The sequence below is a fragment of the Nocardia sp. NPDC050710 genome, from assembly GCF_040654375.1.
GTDB lineage: Bacteria > Actinomycetota > Actinomycetes > Mycobacteriales > Mycobacteriaceae > Nocardia.
The window spans coordinates 50110-76042 of record NZ_JBFAHV010000007.1 but is presented as its reverse complement, the minus strand read 5'-3'; the positions used below and the strand labels follow the sequence as shown (position 1 = coordinate 76042).

Annotated in this window: 23 protein-coding genes and 1 pseudogene; 12 read left to right on the top strand and 12 right to left on the bottom strand. The window is 64.2% G+C overall.

Going from position 1 to position 25933, the window contains the following annotated elements; genetic code table 11:
* Positions 1-157: 157 nt before the first annotated feature.
* The 6 genes and pseudogenes from AB0H61_RS15395 to AB0H61_RS15370 form a co-directional block, all read right to left on the bottom strand.
* On the bottom strand, positions 158-535 hold the full coding sequence (locus AB0H61_RS15395; RefSeq protein WP_357304130.1) for a hypothetical protein: 378 nt from the start codon (positions 533-535) through the stop codon (positions 158-160).
* 25 nt (positions 536-560) lie between these two features.
* A complete protein-coding gene (locus AB0H61_RS15390; protein ID WP_357304127.1) occupies positions 561-1814 on the bottom strand; it encodes a hypothetical protein in 1254 nt (417 codons plus the stop codon).
* Positions 1708-2118: pseudogene (locus AB0H61_RS15385) on the bottom strand (WXG100 family type VII secretion target); the annotation flags it as partial. The pseudogene AB0H61_RS15385 and the gene AB0H61_RS15390, both read right to left, overlap by 107 nt.
* A 31-nt stretch (positions 2119-2149) precedes the next feature.
* The gene (locus AB0H61_RS15380) at positions 2150-2494 is read right to left on the bottom strand and encodes a WXG100 family type VII secretion target (RefSeq protein ID WP_357304124.1); all 345 of its coding nucleotides are present in this window, start codon (positions 2492-2494) and stop codon (positions 2150-2152) included.
* 174 nt (positions 2495-2668) lie between these two features.
* The gene (locus AB0H61_RS15375) at positions 2669-3781 is read right to left on the bottom strand and encodes a CBS domain-containing protein (RefSeq protein ID WP_357304121.1); all 1113 of its coding nucleotides are present in this window, start codon (positions 3779-3781) and stop codon (positions 2669-2671) included.
* 530 nt (positions 3782-4311) lie between these two features.
* Complete coding sequence (locus tag AB0H61_RS15370) at positions 4312-4467, bottom strand: DUF2399 domain-containing protein (RefSeq protein ID WP_357304119.1); 156 nt, start codon at positions 4465-4467, stop codon at positions 4312-4314.
* On the opposite strand from AB0H61_RS15370, the gene AB0H61_RS15365 reads away from it, so the two are divergent.
* The 5 genes from AB0H61_RS15365 (at position 4433) to AB0H61_RS15345 (ending at position 10350) form a co-directional block, all read left to right on the top strand.
* Complete coding sequence (locus AB0H61_RS15365) at positions 4433-5521, top strand: hypothetical protein (protein WP_357304560.1); 1089 nt, start codon at positions 4433-4435, stop codon at positions 5519-5521. The genes AB0H61_RS15370 and AB0H61_RS15365 overlap by 35 nt on opposite strands.
* Positions 5518-6603, top strand: coding sequence for a hypothetical protein (locus AB0H61_RS15360; protein WP_357304116.1), 1086 nt, complete (start codon positions 5518-5520; stop codon positions 6601-6603). Before AB0H61_RS15365 ends, AB0H61_RS15360 begins: the two co-directional genes overlap by 4 nt.
* Positions 6604-6756: 153 nt before the next feature.
* Positions 6757-8241, top strand: a complete 1485-nt coding sequence (locus AB0H61_RS15355) for a hypothetical protein (protein WP_357304114.1) — start codon at positions 6757-6759, stop codon at positions 8239-8241.
* Positions 8241-9539 (top strand): AAA domain-containing protein, encoded by a 1299-nt coding sequence (locus AB0H61_RS15350; RefSeq protein ID WP_357304111.1) that lies wholly within the window; start codon positions 8241-8243, stop codon positions 9537-9539. Before AB0H61_RS15355 ends, AB0H61_RS15350 begins: the two co-directional genes overlap by 1 nt.
* 124 nt (positions 9540-9663) lie before the next feature.
* Entirely contained in the window at positions 9664-10350 is a 687-nt protein-coding gene (locus tag AB0H61_RS15345) for a phosphoribosylanthranilate isomerase (RefSeq protein WP_357304108.1), read from the top strand.
* A gap of 864 nt (positions 10351-11214) precedes the next feature.
* On the opposite strand, the gene AB0H61_RS15340 is transcribed toward AB0H61_RS15345, so the two are convergent.
* The gene (locus AB0H61_RS15340; RefSeq protein WP_357304105.1) at positions 11215-11877 is read right to left on the bottom strand and encodes a hypothetical protein; all 663 of its coding nucleotides are present in this window, start codon (positions 11875-11877) and stop codon (positions 11215-11217) included.
* A gap of 97 nt (positions 11878-11974) precedes the next feature.
* Here AB0H61_RS15340 and AB0H61_RS15335 point away from each other — a divergent pair, with 97 nt between their 5' ends.
* The 7 genes from AB0H61_RS15335 (at position 11975) to AB0H61_RS15305 (ending at position 17910) form a co-directional block, all read left to right on the top strand.
* Complete coding sequence (locus AB0H61_RS15335) at positions 11975-12286, top strand: hypothetical protein (protein ID WP_357304102.1); 312 nt, start codon at positions 11975-11977, stop codon at positions 12284-12286.
* Positions 12283-14049 (top strand): alpha/beta hydrolase, encoded by a 1767-nt coding sequence (locus tag AB0H61_RS15330; RefSeq protein ID WP_357304100.1) that lies wholly within the window; start codon positions 12283-12285, stop codon positions 14047-14049. The genes AB0H61_RS15335 and AB0H61_RS15330 overlap by 4 nt, the downstream gene beginning before the upstream one ends.
* The gene (locus tag AB0H61_RS15325; protein WP_357304096.1) at positions 14046-14759 is read left to right on the top strand and encodes an LppA family lipoprotein; all 714 of its coding nucleotides are present in this window, start codon (positions 14046-14048) and stop codon (positions 14757-14759) included. Before AB0H61_RS15330 ends, AB0H61_RS15325 begins: the two co-directional genes overlap by 4 nt.
* Before the next feature lie 31 nt (positions 14760-14790).
* A complete protein-coding gene (locus AB0H61_RS15320; RefSeq protein ID WP_357304093.1) occupies positions 14791-15381 on the top strand; it encodes a DUF3558 domain-containing protein in 591 nt (196 codons plus the stop codon).
* A gap of 92 nt (positions 15382-15473) precedes the next feature.
* Positions 15474-15902, top strand: a complete 429-nt coding sequence (locus AB0H61_RS15315) for a hypothetical protein (RefSeq protein WP_357304090.1) — start codon at positions 15474-15476, stop codon at positions 15900-15902.
* Positions 15899-17134, top strand: a complete 1236-nt coding sequence (locus AB0H61_RS15310) for a hypothetical protein (RefSeq protein ID WP_357304088.1) — start codon at positions 15899-15901, stop codon at positions 17132-17134. The genes AB0H61_RS15315 and AB0H61_RS15310 overlap by 4 nt, the downstream gene beginning before the upstream one ends.
* Complete coding sequence (locus AB0H61_RS15305; protein ID WP_357304085.1) at positions 17134-17910, top strand: ESX secretion-associated protein EspG; 777 nt, start codon at positions 17134-17136, stop codon at positions 17908-17910. Before AB0H61_RS15310 ends, AB0H61_RS15305 begins: the two co-directional genes overlap by 1 nt.
* A 486-nt stretch (positions 17911-18396) precedes the next feature.
* Here the strand turns inward: AB0H61_RS15305 and AB0H61_RS15300 are convergent, their stop codons facing one another.
* The 5 genes from AB0H61_RS15300 to AB0H61_RS15280 form a co-directional block, all read right to left on the bottom strand.
* Positions 18397-18948, bottom strand: a complete 552-nt coding sequence (locus AB0H61_RS15300; protein WP_357304520.1) for a protein kinase — start codon at positions 18946-18948, stop codon at positions 18397-18399.
* Between the two features lie 181 nt (positions 18949-19129).
* Complete coding sequence (locus AB0H61_RS15295) at positions 19130-20293, bottom strand: Wadjet anti-phage system protein JetD domain-containing protein (protein ID WP_357304082.1); 1164 nt, start codon at positions 20291-20293, stop codon at positions 19130-19132.
* Positions 20293-23652, bottom strand: a complete 3360-nt coding sequence (locus AB0H61_RS15290; protein ID WP_357304079.1) for an ATP-binding protein — start codon at positions 23650-23652, stop codon at positions 20293-20295. The genes AB0H61_RS15295 and AB0H61_RS15290 overlap by 1 nt, the downstream gene beginning before the upstream one ends.
* Positions 23649-24260 (bottom strand): DUF4194 domain-containing protein, encoded by a 612-nt coding sequence (locus tag AB0H61_RS15285; RefSeq protein WP_357304076.1) that lies wholly within the window; start codon positions 24258-24260, stop codon positions 23649-23651. The genes AB0H61_RS15290 and AB0H61_RS15285 overlap by 4 nt, the downstream gene beginning before the upstream one ends.
* Positions 24260-25708 carry a DUF3375 domain-containing protein gene (locus tag AB0H61_RS15280; RefSeq protein ID WP_357304073.1) on the bottom strand — a complete coding sequence of 483 codons (1449 nt, stop codon included), beginning with the start codon at positions 25706-25708 and terminating at the stop codon, positions 24260-24262. Before AB0H61_RS15280 ends, AB0H61_RS15285 begins: the two co-directional genes overlap by 1 nt.
* Positions 25709-25933: the final 225 nt, after the last annotated feature.

The following is a 25933-nucleotide window of genomic DNA, read 5'->3' as shown; positions in this document are numbered from 1 at the left end:
TCTGGACCCGGAATAGGGTTCGATCCACACGCGGTTCCGGGCGCAAGGCCGGACATCCGGGCACGGCGGTCGCGCGACTCGATCACTCTCTCCAGCTGTCGAGTGATCCAGCCGACCAGGTCGGCTCACTCTCGTTCATGCGCAGTGATCGATGGCGTCAACTGGTTCGGAGAACCTCGATCTGGGCCGGTTCCGGCAGGGCGCGAGGGCGCTCGTCGGTATACCAGGCGTACTCGATGCCACTGAGCCACCCATTCTCGACCCACAGGATGATCTCGCCGATCGGTGATCCGTCGCGATCGGTGACCGCGCCATTGGCGAAGATCCCATCGGCGGACCCGGCTGCCTGCGCTGCCCCCGGCCCCACAGCCAAATCGACGCTGGGCGACCCGACGCCCCAGGTCGCGACGACCTGTGAATACGGGATCTGCGTGCGGAACTCGTCAGCGTCAGCACCGCCGACGGACAGCATTTTGGTGACGACATCGGATTCGAGGTCGGTCAGCGGTCGTGGCTGAATGGGCGTGCTGCTCATCGATCTCCTCGGATCTGTCGCTGTGTCAGGGAATGTAGGCGGTGCCGATTCTGAATACACCGTCGATCATCGCGCCGCGAATATGAACGGTCTCACCATTGATGGTGCGCACCAGAGGATTCGAGGCATTGTATACGCCGTTGGGAACGCCCTGAACACTCTCGATGATCTTGGTCATCGTCGCCTCTTCGCCGCCCAGTGACTTCACGAGATTGTCCAGCTTGTGCTTCGGTACGAAGACATGGCCCATCGCCTCCTTGTCGAGCGCGTAATCCAGAGAGCTCTTCAGCTTGTCACGTGCGGCCTTGGCGATATCGGCTGTACGTTGCGCGAGGAGGTCGGCAATGCGCTGGACTGCGGCGCGTCTGGCGGCGAGATCATCGCCAGTTTGGGCGACTTTCTCGACGAATTTGGCTGCGCGTTTGGCGGCGGGAACGCGGTCGACGTACGTCTTCATCTTCAGCGCGAGCTTGCCCGCCCTGGCAGCAGCGATGGCGGCGGTGCCGAATCCGGCTGTCAAGGCGCCCGCGATGAGCCCGAGGACGACCGTTTCGGCGACTTCCTGGGCGAGGTCCTTCGAGAGATCGACCAGCAATTGGCCGAGCTGTGTCCGGAACTCCAGGATCGCGGAACGGTGCTCGCGGCAGGACTTGGCGAGGTCCTTGTAGAGGGTGAGGACGCCTTCGGCCGACTTCTTCAGTTCGCGAATGTCCTCATCGACATATGCTGCGTCGGGCGCGGTTTCGCTTTCGAAGGATTTCGCGAGCCGGTCCAGCAAGGTCGGCAGGTTGCCGATACCCGACTCGGCGGCAAATTTGTCCCAGGTGTCCGCGGCGGTCTGCAGATCGCGCGGTTCGCCGTCGGGCATCGAAACGCCGAATTGCTCGAGCGCCAACACTGCGAATCCGATGTCGTCGAACAGGCCGCTGCCAGGGCCACCGGCCGAAGGTGGTGGGACCAGGCATGGAGCCCATGCCGGGGCGAGCTCGGTCGGTTTGGCCGGTTCCGGCCGCCCGGTGCCGGCGACATAGTCGGCCAAGGCATGGTTGTAGCCGAGCTCCCGCAGGATGTTGGAGTAGTTGCCCATCGCGGTGATGAGCAGCTCGGTGATGCTCATCGCCGTCATGACTGTCGAATCGTAGGAGGTAGCCCACGCTTTGGATTCGCCGACGTTACCGCCCATGTTGGCGGTGTCGCTCAGGGCGGCGATCTGCGTGGAGTACAATCGCTGATACTCGGTGGCATAGGAATGCAGCGACGCCCCGGCCAGCGAGTACACGGCGGGATCGACTACCAAGGTCGTCATCGGGTGCTATGCCTGCCCAGCATCGAGAGGTTCGCGCGATGGCGGCGTTATATCTGCTGTGAGCGTCCTGAACTGCCTGCCGCATAGTGGCGATACCATCGGCGACATCGGTGGCGCCGGCATGCCATTCACGAAATGCCTCGGCTTGGGCGTCGGCGGCGGCGCCGTTCCAGTTCTGCTGGACGGCCGAAACCCGTTGCTGCAGGCCGTCGAGGCTGTCGTTGAGGAACCCGATGAACCCGGACACACGGGTGACGATCTGTTCGAGTTCGTCGAGATCGACGCGAAAGGTTCTGCGTTGTCAACCATCACAGCTCCGGCAGGTCCAGGGACGTGGTCTGGGCGGAGGTTGCCGCCGCTCGTGCCCCGTCCTGGTCGTCGAGGGTCTTGCTCGTGACACCGAGCAGTTCGGCCATGTCGGCCAGCGCGTCCAGAATCGTATCGGCGCCCTGCTTGGTGTCGGTCCAGCCCGCGCTGAACGAATCGGCAGATATGCCATGCCAATTGGACAGCAGCGTCGCGATGTCGGTGTCGAGGGAGGTGAGTCCGTTGACAAGGGATTCGGCTACCTGCTGAAGGTAGCGTCCGGCGTCGGTGACCTCGTCGGGGACCAGGGCGAAGTCGGTGCTGGTCGAGCCCGGTTGGCTTGTCATATGTAAGTCCTTGAATATCTGGGCAGATCACCATGATTAGACGTAAGCCGATACGATCCACCATCGGTCCAGGAGCGGCTTGTGCGCTACCCGGATCTCCGCGGCCCGGTGAAAATCGTTTGGTCCGTTTGCCCTGCCATCGGTAGATCTCACTCATCGCTCGTCTGGGAATTCTCAGGCCTTGCCGATCCCCGGTGTTACCAGCTTCAGCAGGTCCAGCAGCTCACGGGCACGAGCGAGCTGCTGTGGTTCGTCCTCGGGCGCATCAATGTTCCAGTGCGCGATCTCATTGCGGTATTTGGCGACATCGCGCAATCGTTCGACAATGCGCTGTTGCTCGAACGGCCAGCCGAGCCACTTCCATGCCGCCGACTGGTCGAGCAGATACGGGTAGTTCCCCAGCGTCAGGTCCTCAGCCTTCTCCACCTTCTTTTTGCTGCCGGAACGCAGCAGCTCCGGCGGCATGTCTCGAACTGCCTGCCGTAACCGACGTTCAAGCTCCTCGAGCACCATGAACGGCGTGACCCGCGCTTCGAGTTCGTCGGCGAGGTCAGCGGCCGTCACGATCCCGGTGACGACGTTCTCGGAATCGACGATCACCACGAACCCGAATTTGCGGATGTCATCCATACGGCTGAACAGTTCCTGCTCGCCATGTGCGGCAGACGGATACTGCGCTGCTCTTGCACCCCACAGCTCTATATCGCCGCCTGTCAGCGATTTGTGGGCAATGCTCTCCCACGTCACGACCCCGACCAGTCGGTGATGTTCATCGACAATCGGCAACTGCGACAACCGCTTCGTCACCATGAGCTCGATCGCCTTGTGCAACGAGTCGGTCCGCTCAACGGCGACCACGGCCATCTGTTGCCGGACATTGCCGACTCGCCAGGTGAAGTCGTGCTTGTCGGCCTCGGCAATATCGCTACCGTCGACCGCTGACGCACCTTCGTCGTTCTCGGGATCGGCCGAATCAGCCGACAATACTGTGACGATGCTGTCCAGCTGCACGGTCGTGAAGTCCGGACGCACAACCAGATCGTTGTGGTGCAGCGCCGCTGTCACGACCTCGAGTGCATCACTGGTGCGGCGGCCGAAACCCCACAGCCCGAGCAGATCTCGCACCGACAGCTGGCGCGAACCAGCTGCTTCCACCTCCGAGATCAGTGTGTCGATGTCGGTGGGTGGTGCGATAGCCCCCGAATATCCTGGATCGATCCCGGTTTCGGCGAGCGCCCGAACACGCTCGGCAGCGTCACGGCGGCTGAGTTCGCTGACGGTCAGCAAGGTGCCCATGCTGTCACGGAGGTCACCGGAGATCGCGGCTCTTTCCACAACATTCAGCCACTCGACGGGCCGCACATGGCGGTATCCGGCATGCGCGTCGACGCGATATGCGTAGTCGCCGACGACACGCCCGATCGCTACCACGTCCCGGTGCTTGCGGGGCATCACGACGAAATCCCCCACCGCGATATCGTGCAGAAAGCGCCAGATCTGGTGCGCCCAGTTGTCCCGGGTGCGTTGACTCTCGTCCGGGTAGCACCGCGTCAGCAGTTCACGCAACTCGTCGAAACTCGCCAGCGTGGAAAGATCGTGACGAACCTCGGTCCACCCGGCGATCGCCGCGCCGTCCTCGAGCGCCGCGTCCTCTCGTCGACCATCCCATCCGCCACGAACTGTCCACGCCCGCACCATGTTTCCCCTCGCGTCGGCTACCCCGAATCGCCCACCATTCCACCACATGGTGACCAACTACGCGGCCATCTCGCAGGCGGACCCGGTCCACCGGCCCAGCCTCCGTCCGAGGTGTGGCTTCACAGGTCGCCCAGCAGGTCGTCTATGACCGACTCCTCGTGGACCGCTTGGTCGACCCGCTCCATTTCCGCCTGCAGGTCAGGATCCCACGGCGTTGCCGCCTGGTGACCGCTGAGCGGGATGCGGGCCCTACCCACCGGCCGCGTCCAGGTCATCCGCCCCGACGAGCACGACCTCGACCGCGACGGCATCGGCATCGGCATCGGCATCGGCTGCGAGGGAACGAAGGGGGTGCTCGCCCGACGTGCGCCACTCACCCCGACGGCGATCTCCGAGCACACCATAGGAATCAAGTTGTCGGCCCCTGCGGGTACGGTGCGGGCATCCTTCCACGGTCACCGACCGCCACCCTCGGGCAAATGCTGGAAGTTACTGGATTTCCCTGGAAGATATGGATACGCTCGCGCCATGACCGACGCCGCCGAGAAGCTGGAGGCGCGCATCGCCGAGCTGCGTGCCGAGGTGCGGCGCGCGGTGATCGCCGGGGATCGCGTGAGCGCCCGGCAACTTCGGGCCGAGTTGCGGCGGACCGAGGACGCTTGGGATTCGGCCGTCCTCGGGGTTGAAGCTCCGCAGGCGGAGGCGCCCGCGGAGCGGGCGGAAGCGGACGCGATGCCGATCCGCGAGCACGTCCATCGCGCACTCATACTGATCGGCGTGCCAGCGTCGCCGAAACTGGTTCTGGCGGTTCATGAATCGCTCTTTTCTGGCGCGATCGCTCCCGCCCGGCTGACCAGCCTGCGCCGCGACGAGGAGCGATCGTTCCGCGCTTCGCCGTACATGCGCCCGTACTACCTCTGCGCGGCCCTCACAGCCGATCACCTCGCTCCGGCGCGCGGGCTGATGGCGGTGAGCACCTGGCCGTTGGCGCAGCGGATGATCGGGCCGCTCAGTCCGCGCGTAGATCTGCTCACGGCGACCATCCGGCTCGCCGAACACATCGCCGCTCAGCCCGACAGAGGACCCGGTGCGCGGCGGGTGTTGTGGAAGCTCTCGGTTTCCATTCCCGGCGTGCAGGGTTCGCCGGACACCATCGACCCTGTCGCGGTGATCGACGCTGCCACCAGAGAGCTCGCGGTCCACCGCGAGGAGGACGCTCGCCGCCGCGCCGAGGCCGCGCGACGCGCGGATCAGCAGCTCGACGAGGCCTCCCGGTTATTCGGTGTCCGGCTCGGTGTGGCTGGCAGACGACGAAACGAGGTGGGATGAACGCACTTTCGGCACGGCTGGATGAGCTGCGTGGTGCAGCGCCGGCGTGCCGCCACAATGCCCGCACCATCGCGGCGTTGACGGCGAACCCCGGCTGCGCGCGGCGCGCACTGCTGGACGCGGCGGCGGCCGACAAGGCCGCCATCGCCAGGGAGTTGGGCTTTCCACCTCGATTCGGTCAGTCGCAGTTCGCGATCACGCGCGGTAATGCGTTCGAGGCGATGGTGAAGGAGAACGGCTGCGCCGAGCTGCTCGCGCTGTTGCGCGACAAGCTGGACCTCTCCCTTCCTGAGGCCAGCTATCACGACCTGAATTCGGTCGGTGACAACGCGGGTAATGCCGTGCGCTACAAACGGACCCGGCAGCTGCTCGCGCACGCGATCAGCTCCGGCGAGGGCACGCTGTTCGACCATCCGATGCTGCGACTCGACATCGCGGGCGCCACCGCCTATCTGGAGCCGGACGTGGTCGCGTTGCAGATAGGCGGTCGCTTCCATGTGGTGGAGATCAAATCGTTCCCTGTGATCGACGGGCAGGCCGATCCGGAGCAGGTCGCTGCTGCGGCGCGGCAGTCTGCCGTCTACGTCATCGCGATGCGCGAACTCATGACCGAGATCGGCGAATCACCTGATCTGGTGTCGCACAATGTGATTCTGGTCTGCACCAGTAATTTCACCAACCGGCCCACCGCCGAGCTGGTCGACCTGCGCAAGCAGATCGCGGTCATCTCGCGCCAGCTGTCACGGCTTACGGCCATCAGCGAGCTGATCGAGACCCTGCCGGAGGGTGCGTCTTTCGCGCCCGGCGAGCACCTGGCGAAGACGATCGCCGATATCCCCGCGCGCTACGCCCCGGAATGCATGTCGTCGTGCGAGCTGGCTTTCGCCTGCCGCGACGCTGCGCGGGCGAACGGCTCGGTGGACGCACTCGGCCGCGGTGTCTGCGACGACCTCGGCGGCCTCGACGACATCGACACTGTGCTCGCCGTCGCCGACGGTTCGCGCGACCTCGGGCCCGAGTTCGCCGACATCACCCGGATGCTGCGGGATGCCGACCGGCTCCGGCTGGAGATCGCGGGATGAGCGAACGGCGAATCATGTGCCAGCGCACTTCGCGCATGCCGGAGACGAGCACCGGCGAGGTTCGAGCATGAGCGAACCGATCAAGAAGCGGAGCGAGTACATCGCTCGCTGGTGTGTAACGCGCGTGCCACTGAGCGACGGCGAGCCTCGGACATGAGTGCCCTGACCGCCCTCGCCCGCCTGCAAGCCATGCGCGTGGGCCGCGCCCAACCGATCGCCGACGTCCGCCACACTCACCTGTCGGACAATCCGCTGGTACTGGTGCCGCTGAAGCTAGCAGGCGAGGCCGCCGCACCGCTGGCAGTCATGGTGGGAACCGACCCCGCCGCACCAACACTGCTGACCGTGCCGCAACCACGAGACCGGGTGCTGCGCCTGCGTTTCCTCGCCGAACTCGCCGAGATCGTGCTCCCCTACCTCGCGGCCTACGCCGAGAACACCGAAGAGCTGACCACCAAGTCGGGCGAAACATACGAGCGATGCCTCGACGCACCTCAGCTGTGGGTGCCGAACTCGGGCGGGGTGGGGTTCCTGAAACTACTCGGCCGCTCGGTGCGTTTTCATCGAACCGAGGGCGACAACCCTGTCCCCGAATCGATCCCGCTGCTCGGCCGTTGGCTCACCTGGTTCTGCGATCGCGCCGAACATCCCGGCTCCAGCACGCTGGTTCCCCTCACCTCGGTGCTCTCGGCGCACTGGGCTACCGGCCAATCCGCCCTCGAGGATGCCAACCTCGCGGCGCTGCTGGGGTGGATCGCTCCCCCGCCCGGCAGCACCGGCGCCGAGACCGCCGCACGGGCCGAAGACCCGCTGTCGGTACCGCCCGCCGGTCCTGCCACCGACCCCGGCTTCGACAACGAAGAGCTCGCCCTGCTCATCGCCGCCTACGACACGGCCGAGGACGACGAGGCGAAATCCCTTGCCGCACGACGTATAGAGCGCGCTCTACACGCCCAGGTCGAGCCGACCTGGCAGCTCATGTGGCAGGGGCTCGCGCTGCTGCGTGAACTCACGGCCGGTGCTCGAGTCGCCCGGCGATGGAACGAGGACGTCGGGTCGTTCTCCTACTTCGCCGGATCGGTGACCGAAGGTGTGCCGCAAGCGCGGCGGGATTCGGCGGTGTCGGCCGTGCGGAAGTTGCTCGATCGCGAGCGGGCGCTCGAAAAGTATGAGGCGGAAAGGGCTTTCGACGATCATCGGATCATGCTCGAGCATCGGCTGGCCGGAACTGCCTTCGTGGGCACCGTGATCGGTGTCGATTCGGCCCGGGTGGTGATGAGTGAGAAGAACCGTCCCCTCCTGCGACCGATTCTACAGGTGCGCACCGCCGATCCGCTCGTAGCGGCGGAGGGCGACGAGTTCTGCAATGTCGACAATCCCAGCCAGACGGGAACGGTGTTGCCGGTGGAGGGCGATCACGACTACATCGTGCTGGAGCTGTCCGGCGGGATGGGCACCGGAAAGGTCGCCCGTCCAGGGTCGGTCCCCGACCTCGGCGCTACCGTCCGCTTCGCCGGTTTCAAGATCGGGAGTGGCGGGCCGCCCGCGAAGCTTCCTGCCCGCGAGGACACTCCGTGGACACACGGCGGTCCGCCGCCGGAGTGGACGCCGGAATCCGAACCCATCGAGGAACTGTGATGCGAACAGCGGACGCGGCCGTCGACGGCATCCTCACCGACCTTGCCGACAGCTCGCACCGCGCCGTCGTGGTCGATTCGCCGCCGGGGGCGGGCAAATCCACGCTCGTGGTGCGTGCGGCGCGACAGCTCGCCGCATCTGGTGGGCAGCACATCGTCGTCGCCCAGACCAACGAGCAGGTCGACGATCTCATCGACCGCCTCGCCACCGCCGACGCCGCACTGCGTATCGGAAGGCTCTCCCGCACCGGGTATCTCAAGCCGGATCGCATCGACCGGCCGAACGTGACCGTCGGCCAGAAAATCGCGGAGCTCGCCGAGAGCACTATTCTCATCGGCACCGCCGCCAAATGGGCGACGATCGATGACGGGCGCTGGCCGCACGCGATCGTCGACGAGGCATATCAGATGCGGTCGGATATGTTGCTGCGCATCGCGAATCGTTTCGACCACGGGCTGTTCGTCGGTGACCCAGGTCAGCTCGATCCGTTCGCGACCGTCGAGGTCGGGCGTTGGGCGGGCCTGGACTGGGACCCCACGACGAGCGCGGTCAGCGTGATGCTCGCGAACAACGACGACATCCCGGTGCACAGCCTGCCCGTGTCCTGGCGGCTGTCCGCGACGGCGGCGCCGGTGATCTCGAAAGCGTTCTACCCCTTCAATGAATTTCGAGCAGGTACCGGAATCCACGATCGCCGAATGGAATTCGCCGCCGCTGGGCTGCGCAGCCCGATCGACGACGTGCTCGACGAAGCGGCCGAACACGGTTGGAGCTGGTACGAATTGCCCGCCCGCCACACCCTGCGCACCGACAGTGAAGCCGTCCGCGCAATCGCCGAGATCACCTGCCGCCTACTCGAACGCGGGGCGACCGCCCATTCCGAACAAGGCTCCCGCCCGGTGACGGCCGAACGCGTCGCCGTCGGCACCGCCCACCGCGACCAGGCCGAAGCCGTGCGCACCGCGCTGCGCGGCACCCCGGCCGAAACGGTCACCGTCGACACCGCCAACCGCCTGCAAGGCCGCGAATACGATGTCACCCTGGTCCTGCACCCCCTCTCCGGCCGCCGCGACGCCAGCGCCTTCCACCTCGAAGCGGGCCGTCTCTGCGTTCTCGCCTCCCGTCACCGTCACGCCTGCATCCTCGTCGGCCGCGCCGGCATCCCCGAACTCCTCGACGCCCACCCCTCCGCCGAACCCGTGCACCTTGGCGTCCCCGTGAAGTTTCCCGATGGCTGGGAGGCCAATCAGGCCATTCTCACCCACCTGTCCCACCACCGCGTCCCGGCAAATGTCTGACGCCCAGCTCTCCTCACCGGGGTCACATGACCACCTCCGGACCGCCATCGGCGAGTTCGATCGTTACACCCGCAGCGCCCCAGCAATACCGTCCGCAGACCGCTACGCCGGTATCGTCACTGTCGTGACAGTCCGAGCGAAGATCTGCGGAATCCGGTCGGAGACCGATCTCCGACTGGCGGTTGCAGCGGGTGCCGATGCCATCGGATTCATCTCCGGCATAACACATTTCAGTGAGGACAGTCTGAGCGCCGCCGAAGCCGCGCACCTCTCCGCGATGGTCCCACCGTTCGTCACGCGGGTACTGGTCACCCACCTCGAGGATGCGACCTCGATCATTGATTTGGCGAACGAGATCAGCGTCGACTCGATCCAGATTCACGGCCTCGTCTCACCCGAGACTGTCCGCGAAGTCCGCGCGGCGGCCCGTGGCCGTAAGGTGCTGCGGGCCGTTCATGTGACAGGTCACGATGCGGTCGACGTCGCGAGGGCGACCGCAGATTGCGATGCGGTGCTATTGGATTCACGCACCGAAGATAGGCTCGGCGGCACCGGCTTCACACATGACTGGTCGATCAGCGCCGAGATCGTCGAAGCGCTCACCGAGATCGGCTGCCCGGTCGTTCTGGCAGGCGGCTTGAACGCCGACAATGTCGGCACCGCGATCGCCGCGGTTCACCCGTTCGGAGTCGATGTCAACAGCGGCGTGGAGGACGCCTCGGGAAACAAATCCCCGCAAGCCTGCCGCGACTTCGTCACCGCCGCACACGATTTCCCCACACCGACCATCACCCGACCGCTACCGCGCTGAGTGCCGACGTACCCACCATCCACGTCGGCATATCGACTCCGACTCAGACGCGAATACATCACACCTTCGCAACCGGCAGCACCACCGCCACCGGCCTCGCCGACTACTCCGCAGCCCCACCGCCGGTCCCACCCGTTCCGACGCGAACACCTCCCGTCCTCGAGACCGACGCCAGCACCGACTTCATCGTCCACCCCACAACCCCACCGCCAGTGCCACCCCAATTCCGGCGCGAACGCCTACCACCTCCGACTCCCCCGCCTGTGAACCAGAAATCGACACAGAAGCGGCGGCACAACGGTGCGATCGCGCTGACTCTGCTCGCGAGATCTGCCGCAGCAGGCGTCCTCATGCTGCGAGACCAGGAGGGCGTTCCGACACCGACACTCTTCCAGTCAGCGTCGAAGAATCTGGCCTGCCGGATCACACCCGAAGGGCCGCAGGCGGGAGCCCGCTGCGATACACAGGACTTCACCTACATTTTGCCCACCCGGCTGACTGCCCTGAGGCCGGCTACGGACACAGCATCGTCCTCACCCCGACATCAATCGGATTCGGTTGCGTCCCTGACACACTCATCGACGCCGCATTACCGATACTCGCCTATGGCGACAGCAAGTCCGCGGGGTTGTACACCTGCACCAGCGAAACCGACGGAATAACCTGCCTGGATACCCGTCCCGACGGCCACCGATTCAGAATCGCACGTGATACCTACGACCTCGCCTGAACATCACCCGACCGTCTACAAGCCACTCGGGATTCAAAGCCGCTGACCATGGACTCGTGTCTCAGCGGGGCCCTGGCTGCAATATCGATGGGGTCACGAGGCATGGTGGGATCGATATCGAGACATGCCTATTGTCATTGTCGGCTGCCGCGGCCAGGTCGGTGATCGTCCTCTTGGACGATCGAGAACTGTTGGTAATACTCGTCCTCGTCCTCCTCCTCGAAATCGTGACCACCTTCGTACGCCGGAATATCTTGCGACACAGTCGAAGACGTCGAGCGATCCTGTGGGTATGAGGAACGCGATGCCGAAACGAGTTCCTGTGGCGCCGATGTAGCCGGCATCCTGGGTTGATGCGCATCGGGAACAGAATGGGCGAGTGGTTTCGGCGCCGTCGGCTCCCGTCGTTGGGGCACTTCCTCCGCATTCTGCGTTGCTGGCTGTTGTCCGATCGGCAGCGCCGGCTCCGTCAGTGGCGGTTCCGGAACAGATGCGGCGGCAAGCCCCGCGTCAGTGCCCTGCGTGCCCTCCAGTCCCCCGACCGCAGCCTCTACGGCCTGCTGCGCCTGACTCAGCGCCATGCCGTGCAGCAGCCGGATCATCTCCGCTGTGTGCTCCGCAGTCATCCGACGGCCGTTGTCGGACAACCGAATCGCTTGGATCGCGCCGTCGGCAGTGATCTCTATCGTCACCGATCCGGTCGGGTCCGACACCGTCGTGCGCCGCTCACTGAGCGCAAAGGTAAGTAGCTCAATAGGATTCAAGTGCCCGGCCACAATGTCCACCCCTGTTCGCACGGCCCGAATATGGCAGAATCGCTACAACGCGGCGCCCGCCGTCGCGCACAGGGTATCCCCAACACTCTGGTTGGGGCGCAGGCTTGGGGGGCAATTCATGGGTGTCAACGGCACATTCGACTTCGACCCGGACCGGGTTCGGGCGTTAGCCGGTGAGCTTCTGAAAGCGGCGAGCGGCGTGAACGTTCGGGTCGAGGGCAAGAAGCAGGAAGTAGCGACCGAGCTGCCCGATTCGGTCGGAGCAGCCATGTGCGGAACCGTCGCGGTCATTGCGGGCGATGCCATCCGCAACGCCTCTCAGGCGCTGCATGATCTGGCTGTGAACGCTACCCAAGCCGTCTCCGCTGTCACAGGCGTCGACGAGAGCTTCGCCGATGAGGTCAAGTTGGTCACCGAGGCGGTTCGATGACTCCGGCGCCACTGAAGCTGATCAAGGTCTCCCAAGCGAAGAGCTGGAAACCGGATGCCTTCAGTCGTCAAGCCGACGAATGGCAGTTGGCCGCCCAGGATCTGCGCAGTCAGATGGGCGCGGCCGCATCGAACGTCGACGGGTCCAACGACTACTGGGCCAGCTCATCCGGCGACAGCATGCGTACGAAGTTCGCCGAGATCAACACCGGCACAACAAAGGTCATCGACGCGCTCATCGCGGGCGCCGCTGCGGCGCGCGGCGCCGCCTCCGACATCGGCTCACACCGGACGACAGTGGTAGACAAGGTGACCGATGCCGAGTCGAACAAGTACAGCGTGGCAGACGATGGCACCGTATCCATCTCTCAGCAGCTGCTGGATGTCCTCGCTCGCAGCGTCAAGAGTCAGGTCAGTCTCAATGCCGCGATCTCGGCGTTGCAACGCGATGCCCAGCAGCGAACCGCTGCGTTACAGACGGCCCTGAATGATCTTCGATCCGCGGATCTGCATGCCGAGTCCGCGATCCGGGAAGCGTTCAGCAATCTGCCCGTCGCAGAGCGCCCCTATCCGGGTGGGGAGAAACCCACAGTCGAGATGCCGCCGACCAATGCGTCGGTCGAATTGAACCGGCATTGGTGGAACTCGCTCACCCCGCAGCAGCAACAGGACATCATCACCAACCACCCCGACACCATCGGCAACCGCGACGGTATTCCTGCCGAAGCACGTGACCAAGCCAACCGCGTCAGGCTGCCGCGGCTTCTCGAGCAACTCGAAAACGATCAGCAAACCGTCGCCGCCACCTACGGCACCAACAGCGACGAGTACAAGAAGGTCCAGACGCAGATCAACGATCTCAAGGCGGTCGACAAGGCGGTCAACGGCCCCGAAGCACCCGCCAATGCGAAGCTGATGCTGCTCGACACGGCCGGCCGACGCACACGAGCAGCGGTCGCGGTCGGTGATCCGGATAAGGCCGACCACGTATCGGTGACCGCCCCGGGGGTCAACACGACAGTCGGTGAATCCATCGAGGGCATGACGAAGGAAGCGGCCAATCTGCAGCAGGAGGCGGAGTCCCAGCTGCGGGACAAGGGCAAGAACGAGACCGTTGCGACAATTGGCTGGATCGGATACGACACCCCGCAGCCCCGCAACTTTCCGAGTCTCGAGGGCATCGAAGGCGCCGGGGATACCGGCACCACCGCACGTGCCGAAGAAGGCGCAGCCGCACTATCCCGGTTCTACAACGGCTTGGAAGCCGCGCATGACGGCGAAAGTCCGCCCCACATCACCGCTGTCGGGCACTCCTACGGTTCCTTGACCACCGGCTTGGCCCTGCAGCAGGCCGGCGGCCACCCGGTCACCGACATGGTCGTATACGGCTCACCAGGTATCGCCGCCCGAACCCCGGCCGACCTGGGACTCGATCCCGGACATGCGTTTGTGATGCGGGCCGACGACGACCGGATCAGCCTGGCCCAGGATCTGCCACGTGTACTACTGCCGACCGGCAACACTCAAACGGACCTGACGTTCGGCCCCGATCCGGCCCACAACCCCAACTTCCGGCAACTGGACACCCATGCCGGATTCACCGCGGACGGCCGATGGCTGGAAGGGGCCTCCGGACACAGTGAGTACCCCCAGGCCGGGAAGAACGTGGCGCCTGACGGTTCTCCGGTGCCGCGGATCACGGGCTACAACGTGGCAGCCGTGGTCGCGGGCCTCGCCGATCACAATGCGGTTCCGAGGCGATGACAACGACATCGAAAGGTATTCGATCGCATCGCCGCCGGACTGGTGGCGCGGTCATCGGCATGGTGGCGGCCACCGTGAGCATGACGGCGTGCGAGTACAACCCGTACCCTCCGCCGTCACGGGAGGCCGAAGCGTCGGCTGAGGCGCTGCTGGCCACGTTGCCGTCGTTCGAGGAGACCGACCGCCGGATCCAGGTTGCCATCAATGAGATCACCACGGCGGCAACGACTATCGATCCGACCGTGCAATGGCGGCGCGAAGATCAGTCCGGCAATCCGTTGGATTACAAGCCTACCGGCGAGTGTAGCGACGCGTTCGCCCACACAACGGGTCTGGCCAGGCGGTTCGAAAATTACGTCGCGGACGCCGTGATCTCCAGAGCGAACTGGCCTCGGCTCGTCGAAATGGCACGAGCGGCGCTGATTGCCGCGGGGCTGGACGAGAATCCGGACTACAACGCACCACGTTCCGCCTACCACGGCCCCGAAGTAAGCGGAATCTACTACTGGAATGCCGACGGCACCTACGTGGAACTCCGAACCAGCTACATCGAGGCCCGTACCAGCCGACGCACGCTCTTGACCGCGAAGATCGGCTGCCGTCTATCGGACGGAAGTCTCGGCCCCATACCGACTACGCGACCATCGCGCACCACACCGTTACCTACACCGATACCTACGCAGCGCACCACGCCCTCGCCTACGCGCTGATGAGACCTACGACGACTCGAGGAGGTAGCCGGTGACCAATATCGCACGGCACACGGTTTCGGCGCACAGCCGGCTCCATTCCGGAAGGGCATGGACTGTCGCCGCCTGCGCGCTCGTGGTTGTCGCCGTCGGCTGCACCGATTCCGGCGGATCAACCACACCGACCTCGTCGCTAGCCGCTGCCACATCCACTGCCAAGCCCGCGAAGTTCGACCCATGCACTGATATTCCGGAAAGCGTGCTGAGGAAAGAGGACCTCGAGAACCGCGGAGTCGAGAACAGAAAAACAGGCGAAATCACGTGGACAGGCTGCGGATTCCAGCAAGACAAAGGTTACGACGTCAGAATCGTCGCGACCAGCGTCACCCTGGACAAGCTCAAGGAGAAGTATCCGGACTCGTATCGAGAGCAGTATTTCGGCGGGCGAAAAGCCGCGTTCTACACGCTGTTCCCTTCGTTGGGATCGACCAGTTGCGTACTCAACGTCGAACTATCCTCGGGCACAATCGAATTCGACCTGTCCAACCAGAAATCCAACCAGCGGACCGGGCACCTTGACACCTGTGGTTTGTTGACCGGCCTCGTCGAGCAGGTTGTACCTGCGATCCCGCCAGGGGCTTGAGCAAGAACACAACGAGGACCAGCCGATGGAACCGATGTCGCAGCAAGGTCATTGACCGTGACAGATATGAGAACTGGGGAGAGGGGACCCCGATGACCGATGAAGGTAGCCAGCAGGGATTCGGCCAGTTGATCGAGCAGGCCAAGTCAGGCGCGCTGTCCTTGCGAGCTGATCCAGCCGCATTCATCGCACTGGCCAAAGCCTTGAATAACCGCATGAATGAAATCCGCGATATTCAGCGAGCCATTCGCAATATCTTCGATCAGCAGGATTGGGGGCTGGGCGAGAAATCCGAGTACCTCACCTCCGCGCAAACCATCGTCCAACGTTTCCGCGAGAAGGCGATGACGGGGCCGAACAATGCCTTCGACATCCTGGATGGTCACTTCAAGGTCGCAACAGACCTACAGTCCACACTCAACACGATTCGTGAAAGATACGAACAAACCGACGCCGAGTTCGCCGCTCGTTTCAAGGAACTGCAGTGGGCTCAGCGCCCGGAGCACGGTGGTGGGCGATGACCGAGTATGACCCACCGGGCATTACCAACCCCGAGAACGTCGACGCGCTGACCCATCAGCAAATCAACGATGCATTCTCCGCGATCGACCCGGCCGCAACGATGGAGATGTTCGAACAGTGGATCAACGCATTGTCACTGTGGCGCGGATCCACCGAGCGGCTGGTCCAGGCCGTGCGCGCAGCTGTCGACGGGAACTGGACAGGCCAAGCCGCCGACACAGCGACCACCGCGGTCGTCGATTACTGCACCCGTGCCGACCAACTGACGGATCTGTTCAAGGAGACCTCGACCGTCGCGGGCGCAACCGCCAATGCCGCGGTGATCGCGAAATCATTTCTGCAACCCGTGGTCCAGGTCACCGCCGATCAGAACGCCGACCCGGTCGAGTACGACCGCCAGACCCGCGAGGCTGAAACCGCGCAGGCCGAAGCCCGGCGAGTCATGCAGGAGCGATATATCGTTCCTTTCCAGGATCAGGACTCCAAGATCCCCACCTTCCCGCCCGCAGTGTCGCCGGTGGATAACGGCACCCAAGAAGACATTCCGTTGGCAGGCTCTCCGTCTGCGACGCCCAGCACGCCCGGCAGCACCCAGCCAGCCCCCGAGTCCCCGGCGCAGCCGGGTAACCCCGGCAGCGAACCGGACACCACTCAACCAGCGGCAACCAACGAACAACCCTCACCAGACCCGCCGCAATCACCTGCCGGAAACTCCAACCCGGGTCAAACCTCGTCGGCTGCAACCACTCCCGCATCAGCCGGTTCACCGTCGGCTGCAACCACCCCGGCATCAACCGGTTCTCCGTCGGCTGAGCAAACCACCCGCAATGGACCCGGAGCCAGCTCGAGCAGTGAACCCGGAGCGCCCGCCTCTGGAGGCCGATCCACCACCGACCCAGGACTGGGTAGAAGCGGCCGCGGTTCGACGCCCGTTGCAGGCCCTGGTTCACAAGCGCCGTCGACCCGGCCGCCGTCCCCCGGTGTCTCCGTCCGGCCCACTCTCCCCAATACGCCCGGAGTGCCTGCACCAGCGGCCACCGCCACCGGCACCTCTCCAGGAGCTACAACGACGGGTACCGGAGCGGCTCCACACGGAGCAGGCGCCGGGCGGGCACCCGAGCGTGATCGGGAGAAGAAGGAGCAGGAGAAGAAGGTCGATTTGCAGCACGACCGGAACATCGATGATCTGGTCGGCAGAACCAAGTACGTTCCGCCGACGATCGGTTCCTGATGGCGACCTGGTCCCTGGATCCTGAAGAGTTCGCTGCCCTTTGGTTCGGTCCGGCCAATGATCGGATGCTGCACCCGCTCACCTATCTGAGCAGATTCACCCACGTCAACGAACGCGACGAATACTGGACACGGGTACGGCACGAATGGTCCGATCGCGGTCGTCTCGACTGGGACGAATCCGACTTGCTGACAAGAACTTTCGCTGTGCTGACGGAGCCCGAGGCCTGGGTCGAGGTGCACGGCAGCTGTGAAGGCGTCGGCCCCATCCGGATTGCCGCCGCCCGCCACGACCGTCACGCAGCCGTCGCCGTCCAATTCACCAAACGCCCCCGTATTGACGTCTCGATCATCTCTGCAGAGAACCTACCGACAGCGCTGGCCAAACTCCTGCCCGATCGACCACCCGGACAACGCGGTCCGGAGACATTCCACACCGACGACCTCGACCCAACCAAACAACCAATTGTCCGATATACCAACGACTCCACACCTCTCGAACGCTACCGGCGCCTCCTCGACCTACCTGGCAGCGGAGCTGGGCTGATCACAGTCCTCCGCGGCCCGCGCTACTCGACGTCAGCGCCGCCCCGCCGTATCGGCACGGTCCGATGGTTCGACACCCGCGACGGCCGATACCTCGAAACCGGCTCCAGCAACCGCACGGTCCGCCCAGCAACAATCTCCACGCTCCGCGATGCCCTCACCCGCATGCTCGACCATGCGATCAACGAATACCGTGAATACACAGACGAGTTGGGAGAATTCGCACGGTAATCGAACCTGGTGTGCACGCCAGCGCTTGTAGCCGGCGCCAAAGTGATCAGCCACCGCGCACTAGCTTGGGGCGATCGACCACAGTCGCAATTTTTCGTCGATGACTCGACGCAGGTAGCGCAGCTTGCTCACGTCGCTGTAACCGATGTCGGCCGGCCGAGGTGGGCCAGCGCTCGTCGATTTCCGCACGCGGACGGTGCGATGTCTGGTCCGGGCAAGTCGTCGAGGTGAGGGGGACTCTATCGCCTCCGATTCGGTGGGTGCCGACCGCACCCCGGAGATGGCGCTGTAGGCCGCCCAGCCTATGACCTGGCAGATCACGCCGGGCCTTCGCCGACGAGCAGGAGCAGCATGGGTTCCAGCCGCCGCTGAGGGCGACGCGGCAGCGGGCCGCCGGTGCGGCTGTCCGAAGCGGATGCGCTGAACCGGTCCTCGACCCTGATTTGCGTTTCGGCGCGGAGCACCTGTGTCACTTTGGTTTCGATGTCACTTCAGATTCGACACAGTATCGATGTACAGGTGGATCGGATCGACCGACAAATCGGGGTGTACCCATCCTGGTATCGACGCGAGGTCGCCAATCCACCGCGTCAGATGTTCGTGTACCGCCCGGGCGTCCGCCGGGCGACCCGATGGGTCCTCGGCGAGCAACTGAACCGTGAGCTCAGCCAAATCCGAGGGAACGCCGGGCATGGGGCCCGGCCGCTCGCTGCGTCGTCGGCGAATCTCGATCAGCTGATCGCAGGAATCGAACGGCCTCGCGCCGGTAAGCAGTTCATACAGCAGGCATCCGACCGAGTACAGATCGCTGGACCGGCTGGCCGCCTCGCCGTCCATCAGTTCCGGCGCCGTCCGAGGAGGCGGAGTTGAGCCGCGCCCAGAACATTGCGTCGCGCGGAAGTGAGTGCTTGTTGTTCGTGGAGTGCAAATACTACGTGCACCATCTGGGAATCGGTCTTGCACGAAATTTCGAAGGCCTCCGAGCCGACATCTGTACCCCGAACGAGCTCTTCGTCTCGAACATCGGCTCCCCAACATCGTTCGGTACCTCGACGCACGAAAACGAGGGTTTGAACGCGACGTGGTGCCGAACTCACCCCAAGCGGGATACCTACAGGGGAGATAAGGAAGACCTTCAAGGGTTATCTGAACAAGCATCGCCGTCAACAGTGATTTGACATCTGCCCAGCCAACGATGACCGCAGAGCAGGGCGCTCCCTCACGACCCCGCCAGCGCGGCCTCGACCACCGAGTAGCGGATGCGCTCCTGTTCCAGCCGCACACCTCTCCCGAACGTCTCCTCGACCAGATCCCTGTAGAGCTCGGCCTCCCCCGCCCGCAGGTGATCCAGAACCGCGGCAACGGGCGCCTTCTCCGCAACCCAGTGCTCCTCATGTGCCAGCAAGGTTTCGCGGTCCATCAACACCGACCCGACATGCGGAAACGCGCTACGCAACCGATCGAGGATCACGAACCCGTGGGTGTCGATATCACCCCAATAGCGCACGGTCCGATCACCGAGCCACCCCAGCTGGTCGAGCCGAGTCAGCGAATACCCGCCGCCGAAGATAGCGACCGCGTCCGGAATCGGCGGCAGTGCAAGGTAAGTGGTCTCGTTCTCGACGATCACGACCGTCTTGGCATCCAGCGGTGCGGCGGCCAGTTCGTCGGCGCGAACGGTGAGTTCGGTGAATCCACCGGTGCGACAAGTAGGGTCGAGCCAGCGGAACCGCACATACCTGGGCTTGCGGCGAAACTTGTAGCGGCCGATGAAATTGACTGGTGGACAGTCGAAATCGATTCGAGCTGGGTCGAGCTGGCGGTCCAACAACCGCGAGAGCACCTTCTGGTGCCGCTCGATGAACTTGGTGTCGACCCCGGGCAGATCGACTTGGCGGAGGTAGATTCCGGGGTCGGCTTCGGTGTCGATCCACCGCACGGTGTCGACGATCTTGCGCCAGTCCGCGGACAATGCGAGCACCTCGTGTGGCTTTTCGAGCATCCATTCCGCGAGGGCGGGTGTGACCACGCAGGTGTCGTCGAGCAGTTCGGTGAAGCGGCGCACCGAACGTCCGACCCCGAGCAGCGCCCACAGCTGCGGCCAGTCGTCGACCCAGACCCGGCGCGGTAGTTCGTTGGCCCCGACCACTCGCCCACCGACAGGTTGATATTCGACCCGCAACCCATCCGCGGAACGCCACGCCTGCACCCAGTCCCGTACGACGGCGAAGTTCGACGCGACATCCCTGGCGCCCGGCCCCCGCAACGGCACGTCGATCGGCAAAAGCGCTGCACCGCTGGCGAATGTGGCCAGGAACTCCCCGGAATCCCATCGCCGCCGCAGCCGGGCGACCACATCGGCGCGCGTGGTCCACGCGCCCACTACCGACCGCTCTCGGTGGCCTGCAGTGCGTGCGCGAGCTGACGCTGCCGATACTCCTCAATGGTCAGAGTCTGCATGCGCGAGTAGGCACCGGTTTTGTTGTCCACGAACCCCACCGACGACACGAACGGCTCGATCACGTGGATCTTCTGCAGCGGCGTGACGATCAGCAGTTGCAGGCCGAGCTTGCCGAACAGGCCGAGCGCGAACCGAGTCGACTCGTCGGAGCCGCGGCCGAATGCCTCGTCGATTACCACGAACCGGAATGTTTTCGACTTCGCCACGCCCCAGTCGAGTTTGAACTGGTAGGCCAGGGATGCGGCGAGAATGGTGTAGGCGAGTTTCTCCTTCTGGCCGCCGGATTTGCCACCGGAGTCGGTGTAGTTCTCGTGTTCGGTGTCGTCTTCCAGCCAGCGTTCGGAGGCGGCGAAGACGAACCAGTTGCGGACGTCGGTGACGCGGCGGGTCCAGGTCCGGTCGACTTCTGTTTGTCCTTCGCGGCCGCGGAAACGTTCGATAATTGCCTTGACCTGGAGGAATTTCTGCTCGGAGTATTGGTCGCTGTCGTCGAGGGTGCCGCTGGTGCATTCGCGGAGTTGGGTTTTGAAGTCGCGGATTTCGACGTTGGCGGTGTGCTGCAGTTCCAACCGGATGTAGCGGCCGGGGTTGTAGGGGATGCCGAACAGGGAGTCGTTGATGGTGGCGACTCGCTCCTTGATGAGGCTCACTTGTTTCTCGAGCTGGGCGTGGAAGCCCGCGATGTCGCGAATCGTGTTGGTATTCAAGTAGGTTTTGAATTCTGTTTCGAAGCGCGGCAGGTCGTCGTCGGCGAGTCTGCGATGTAGTTCGCGGTAGCCGTCGGCGGATTCGAGGCTGTCGTCGAGTTCTTCGGTCTCCAAGGGGTATCGGGTGCGGAAGCCGCTCATTTTGGTGATGGCACGGTTTCCTGCTGCGCGCAGCTCTTTGCCGAGGTTGTCGCCGCGGCGGGTGAGGTCGACGGCGAGCCGAGCCCTGGAGTCGTCGCAGGCGGCGATGGTGTCGGTGGGATAGCGACGTGCGACTTCCGCTATCACGGGGAACAGTTCGCGCGCCGGCCCGCATTCCGGTTGCGCGAGGGTCGCATCGACGTCGGCCAGCATGGCCTCGGCCTGGTCGATCTCGGTGCCGACCGAGCCTTTGGCCTTGTCGAGCTTGGTGACCTTGGCGTCGGCTTCATCGAGCTTCGCGGCGACCTCGTCCAGCTGGTCGGTGAGACGTTTCAGTGCACCGGAGGATTTCTCGATCCGGGCGCGCTCGGCATCCAGATCGCCGATCCGGCGCACCATAGCGGCCCAATCGATCTCCTCATAACTGTGGAACTCTTCGAGTTTCGCGAATACCTCGGACAGCTTGCCGAGCTCAGCGAGCGCACTGGTTGCGCTGTTACGTTGCGTCCGAAGCTGTTCCAGCAATGAGCTGAGGCGGGTCGCCTCGCCCAGAAGGGTGTCGATCTTGCTCTGGTTACTCCAGCCGAGCACATAGTTGCGGCGGTCGTCGATGCGATGCCGGTCGTCCTTCTCGTGCCTGCCGCGGCCACCCTTGATCTGACCGGCGATGGTCACCGCGGCCTTCGCACGGCGGAATTCGGTCATGGAGGCGACGCAGTCGTAGTCGGCGCGGTGCCGCAGTTCCCGGTCCAGCCAGTCGGCGAACGGCGAATCCTTGATCTCCAGTTTGGTGTAGAGCGAGCGCGGGGACACATCCACGGGACGCTCGACCACCACGGCCGTCAGCACCCTGAAGTACACGAGACGACCGCCGAGATGATTGGCATCGATCCAGTCGGAGACCGCCGCATAGTGCTCGCCGCCAACGAGCATGGACAGGCCGAAACCGTGCAGGAGTCGTTCTGCCGCGCCCTCCCACGCACCATCCGCTTCGCGAACCTGAATCAGCTCACCGGCATACGGCAGGTCACTGTCATCGAGACCGATTTCGGCGCAGAGCCGTTGGCGCAGCCGCAGCTGTTGGGATGGAATGTTGCTCGGATGCTCACGCAGGCTACGCAATTCGGCATTCACCTCGGAGGATTGAGTCTCGGCGTCCCGGAGAGCGACCGCAACCTCGGTGAGTGCGTTCTGGTGGTGGGCGTTGCGCGCCTCGACCGTATCCGCCTGCACGGCAACCTCTCGCATGCGCACGACGAACTGCTCGGCCTCTTGCACCGGCCGCAGGTCGGCCTCCCCCAACAGTTCTCCGAATCGCTTGGCCCTGTATTGCCGATCATCACGGGTCTTGGCGCACTGCCTGATCTCGCGTTCGATCTCCCCGAGCCGGTTGCCGCCGTGACCGGCTCGCTCCACCTCGAGCCGCCGCTGCTCCGCCCGCAGACTTGTGACCGCGCCCCCAGCCTGATTCCGTTGGGCGGTCAACTCTGCCAGCCTGATCGTGCACTGCTCGATCAGAGTTGTCAGCAGCTCGCGCTTGCGGGCGGCGAAGTAGTAGGGCAAGGCATCGCGGCGGGTCGCGATCGATTCGATTTCCATGCCGAGCCTGCGGTATTCGTCGCAGTCCGCCAGGAGCGGATCCAGCAGAACCAGTTGCTCGCGCGCCCGAACCACCGCGTCGTGCGCCGTAGTCAGGTCCTCGAAATGATCGACGAGACCCTTGATCGCGGCCTGCGCGTCGAACGGCTCCAGCATGTGGTTGCGCACAAAATCATTGAGATTACCGACCGACTTCATCGACACCGTCTGATGGAACAGCTCCATCGCCTGCTCGGACTCGATACCGAGCCGCCGCCGAAAGTCCTTGCCGTACTGCGGGAACCCGTCCCACACGGCGGCATCGGATTTGCGCAGCCGACGTTTCAGTGCGGCGATATCGCCGCCGAAATCGGCGAAATCGGTGGCGATGCTCAATGCCGCGTCGGCGCACACGAAGAACCGATCCGGCTGTCCGGCCCCAGCCTGGTCCTTGAACCAGAACACCTGGGCCACCGTGACCACCGCGTCGAAACCACGGTTGGCGAAGACGCCGAGGATCACCGAGAACGATCGGCGATCACGCAACCCCACCGGCCTACTCGTCCCGGTGGTCTCGTTGCGTTCGGATTTGTAGTGCCCGAGCACATAGGAACGCAGGTCGCGTTCCCTTGTCTCGGCACCAGCAGCCTTGTTGTAGGAGATCCGGTGGGCGGGCAGCAGCAAGGTGGTGATGGCGTCCACGATCGTCGACTTACCCGACCCGATATCGCCGGTCAGCAGACCGTTGTGGCCGCGCTGCTCGAATGCCCACACCCGCTGATCGAAGGTGCCCCAGTTGTAGACCTCCAGCCGGTCGAGGCGGAATCCGGGCTCGTATTCGGCCGTTTCGGTCACCGGTCGTCCCCTCCCGACAGGGTGTCGGCATATTCGGCCAGGCGCCGGTCGAATTCCGACAGCCACTGCCCATCCACGAATGCCTTGAGAATGCGCCGCACCTCGAAGATCTGCTGCTGTTCACCGGAGCCGTTGAGTCTGCGGAGAAAGCCGAGATCAATCACCTTGTTCAGCTGCGCGTCGATTTGCTCGACCAGCCGGGCCTCATTGCTGCTCTCCGGCTGGAACAGCCGCACCATCTCCACGATCTGATCGCGGGTCAGGATCACCCGCGAATCTCCGTCCTTCGCATCGTGTTCCGCGAGCTTCTTGCGCAACAACGCCAACAACAGGCTCACATGGAACGACAACGCCCGACGCGGAATCAGCCGGGGCACAGCGGGAGTGTCTTCGTCTTCGGAGTCCGGGCGGGACCGCAGAAACGCGTAACCCTCGGATTCGTCGATGATCACTGTCAATCCGATGACCCGCACGTAGTCACGCACCTGCGGCTGCAACGCCAACAGCTGCCGCCACTGCTTCTCGTGTGTCTCCCGGTAGAGCACACCCTTCATCAGCTGGGTGACTACCATCGACAAGTCCGGTTCGATCGAGCTGGTCGCGGCCATCAGCCATCCCTCCCCACACTGCGTGCGAACGTGACTCGCGGTATCTCGGCGCTGCGCGTCTCGCCCGCCTCGTCGCGCCACCGCACATTCTCGCGGTGTGCGTCGTCGAAGATCACCTCGAAGGCCGGGTCGCTCAGCGACAGATAGGTGACCAGCTCGGACAGGCCCTGCTCCAGCGGCCGCTCCTCCAGCAGCCCCGCCAGCCCGATCTGCGCCCGCCTCCGCAGGGCGCCCCGCACCGTTTCGGCCAGCCGCGCCGGATCAACGAACACCTGCTGGAACAGCAGATCCGCATCCACGTCCTCGGATGCGTCGGCAATATTAGCGCTGTCCAGCGGTGTCTTGTCGGTGGGCCGATACAGCGGACGCTCCATCGGTAGCACCAATTGTGGTGCCGTCGCATCGATCTCGGTCTCCACCTCGGGATCGCGAAGCTCGCGCAGCCGCAACGCATTCGCCTCGATATTGCGCAGAACGTCCATTACGCGACGGTTCTCCAGCCACACCTGGTCATCCAGGAACCGGCGCAATTGTTCCGACAGCAGGCGAACGGTCGCCTGGGTGCGGCTACCTGCGTCCAGCCAGTCGTGGTGGATGCGCCGCATCCGCGGATCCGGTTCGCCGATGGCCTCCAGTTCCTGCACCTTCGCCAGCATCTCGGTGAACTCCACCTGTTTGTCGTGCGACAGCAGAAAGTCATAGAACGCCTGGAAGCTGCGGCCCTGATCGGATTCGGCGATCGAGTTACGGCTGCCGAGCAGGTCATCGAGCAGCTCCCCCTTGGAACCCGCCCAAGTGGCGATCTGCGCCCGCAGCTCGCGGTCGAGCTGGCGGAAATTCGCCTCCACCTCGCGGAAATCGGCGAGCAACTCCCGTGCGGTCACCGTGAACTGTTGATAGCGGTCCCGCAGCGCGGCCGAATCCAACAGTGCGAACCGGCCCTCGGTCACCGCCGCGATCTCCGCATCAACCGCATCGCGGCGACGCCGCAATTCCGCCAGCCGCACCGCGGGATCGGACTCCGACCCGAAGGCCATCTGCCGCAACAGCTCGAACAGTGTGTTCAATCGGGACTCGGTCCCGACGAACGACCGATCCTGCAGTGTCTTCACCCAAGCGAGGGCCTTCTCCACCGCCGGAGTCGCGTCGAAATACACCTCGTCGGAATCCGGTGGATAGTATTTGCGCAACCAGCCCGCCTCCGGCGCCGACCAGTCGTTCAGATACGCAGCAGGCGATTTCGGGAAAGTACCCTCACCGAACCGCTCGTTGAGCGCATACAACTCGTCATCGAGCCTGCTGATCAGTTCGGCAGCCGAGATCGCTCGGACGTTGTCGTCCACGAACACCTTACCGAGGAACGACAGTACGAGCGGCGCATTGTCCGCCCGCAACAGTCGCCAGGCCGGGTGCTGCTTGCGCAGTGAATCCAGCTGTTCGAATTGCATCACGGCGTACTCTCCAAACGGATGAGCGGGTACCGGAGGATACTAGTGAACACCGCCGACAGACAGCAGGGCCGTCGTGTGGGTGAGAGCCGGAATGCGGCCATCGAACCGACACGGGTCGGGTCCAGCTTCGGGTTCAGACAAGCGCCAGTCGGCATCATAGCCGCTGAGCGTGGTACGCGGCTTCATGTTCGGCCGGGGTGCGGTATTTCAGCCGAGAAAGCA

Bases quoted from the DNA above. Each gene is read 5' to 3' on its own strand.
- AB0H61_RS15370 (WP_357304119.1), bottom strand. From the start codon at position 4,467: ATGACCTGGACGCGGCCGGTGGGTAGGGCCCGCATCCCGCTCAGCGGT.
- AB0H61_RS15325 (WP_357304096.1), top strand. From the start codon at position 14,046: ATGACAACGACATCGAAAGGTATTCGATCGCATCGCCGCCGGACTGGT.
- AB0H61_RS15315 (WP_357304090.1), top strand. From the start codon at position 15,474: ATGACCGATGAAGGTAGCCAGCAGGGATTCGGCCAGTTGATCGAGCAG.
- AB0H61_RS15395 (WP_357304130.1), bottom strand. From the start codon at position 535: ATGAGCAGCACGCCCATTCAGCCACGACCGCTGACCGACCTCGAATCC.
- AB0H61_RS15365 (WP_357304560.1), top strand. From the start codon at position 4,433: ATGCGGGCCCTACCCACCGGCCGCGTCCAGGTCATCCGCCCCGACGAG.
- AB0H61_RS15305 (WP_357304085.1), top strand. From the start codon at position 17,134: ATGGCGACCTGGTCCCTGGATCCTGAAGAGTTCGCTGCCCTTTGGTTC.
- AB0H61_RS15350 (WP_357304111.1), top strand. From the start codon at position 8,241: ATGCGAACAGCGGACGCGGCCGTCGACGGCATCCTCACCGACCTTGCC.
- AB0H61_RS15285 (WP_357304076.1), bottom strand. From the start codon at position 24,260: ATGGCCGCGACCAGCTCGATCGAACCGGACTTGTCGATGGTAGTCACC.
- AB0H61_RS15330 (WP_357304100.1), top strand. From the start codon at position 12,283: ATGACTCCGGCGCCACTGAAGCTGATCAAGGTCTCCCAAGCGAAGAGC.
- AB0H61_RS15380 (WP_357304124.1), bottom strand. From the start codon at position 2,494: ATGACAAGCCAACCGGGCTCGACCAGCACCGACTTCGCCCTGGTCCCC.
- AB0H61_RS15360 (WP_357304116.1), top strand. From the start codon at position 5,518: ATGAACGCACTTTCGGCACGGCTGGATGAGCTGCGTGGTGCAGCGCCG.
- AB0H61_RS15280 (WP_357304073.1), bottom strand. From the start codon at position 25,708: ATGCAATTCGAACAGCTGGATTCACTGCGCAAGCAGCACCCGGCCTGG.
- AB0H61_RS15355 (WP_357304114.1), top strand. From the start codon at position 6,757: ATGAGTGCCCTGACCGCCCTCGCCCGCCTGCAAGCCATGCGCGTGGGC.
- AB0H61_RS15300 (WP_357304520.1), bottom strand. From the start codon at position 18,948: ATGTTGGGGAGCCGATGTTCGAGACGAAGAGCTCGTTCGGGGTACAGA.
- AB0H61_RS15335 (WP_357304102.1), top strand. From the start codon at position 11,975: ATGGGTGTCAACGGCACATTCGACTTCGACCCGGACCGGGTTCGGGCG.
- AB0H61_RS15310 (WP_357304088.1), top strand. From the start codon at position 15,899: ATGACCGAGTATGACCCACCGGGCATTACCAACCCCGAGAACGTCGAC.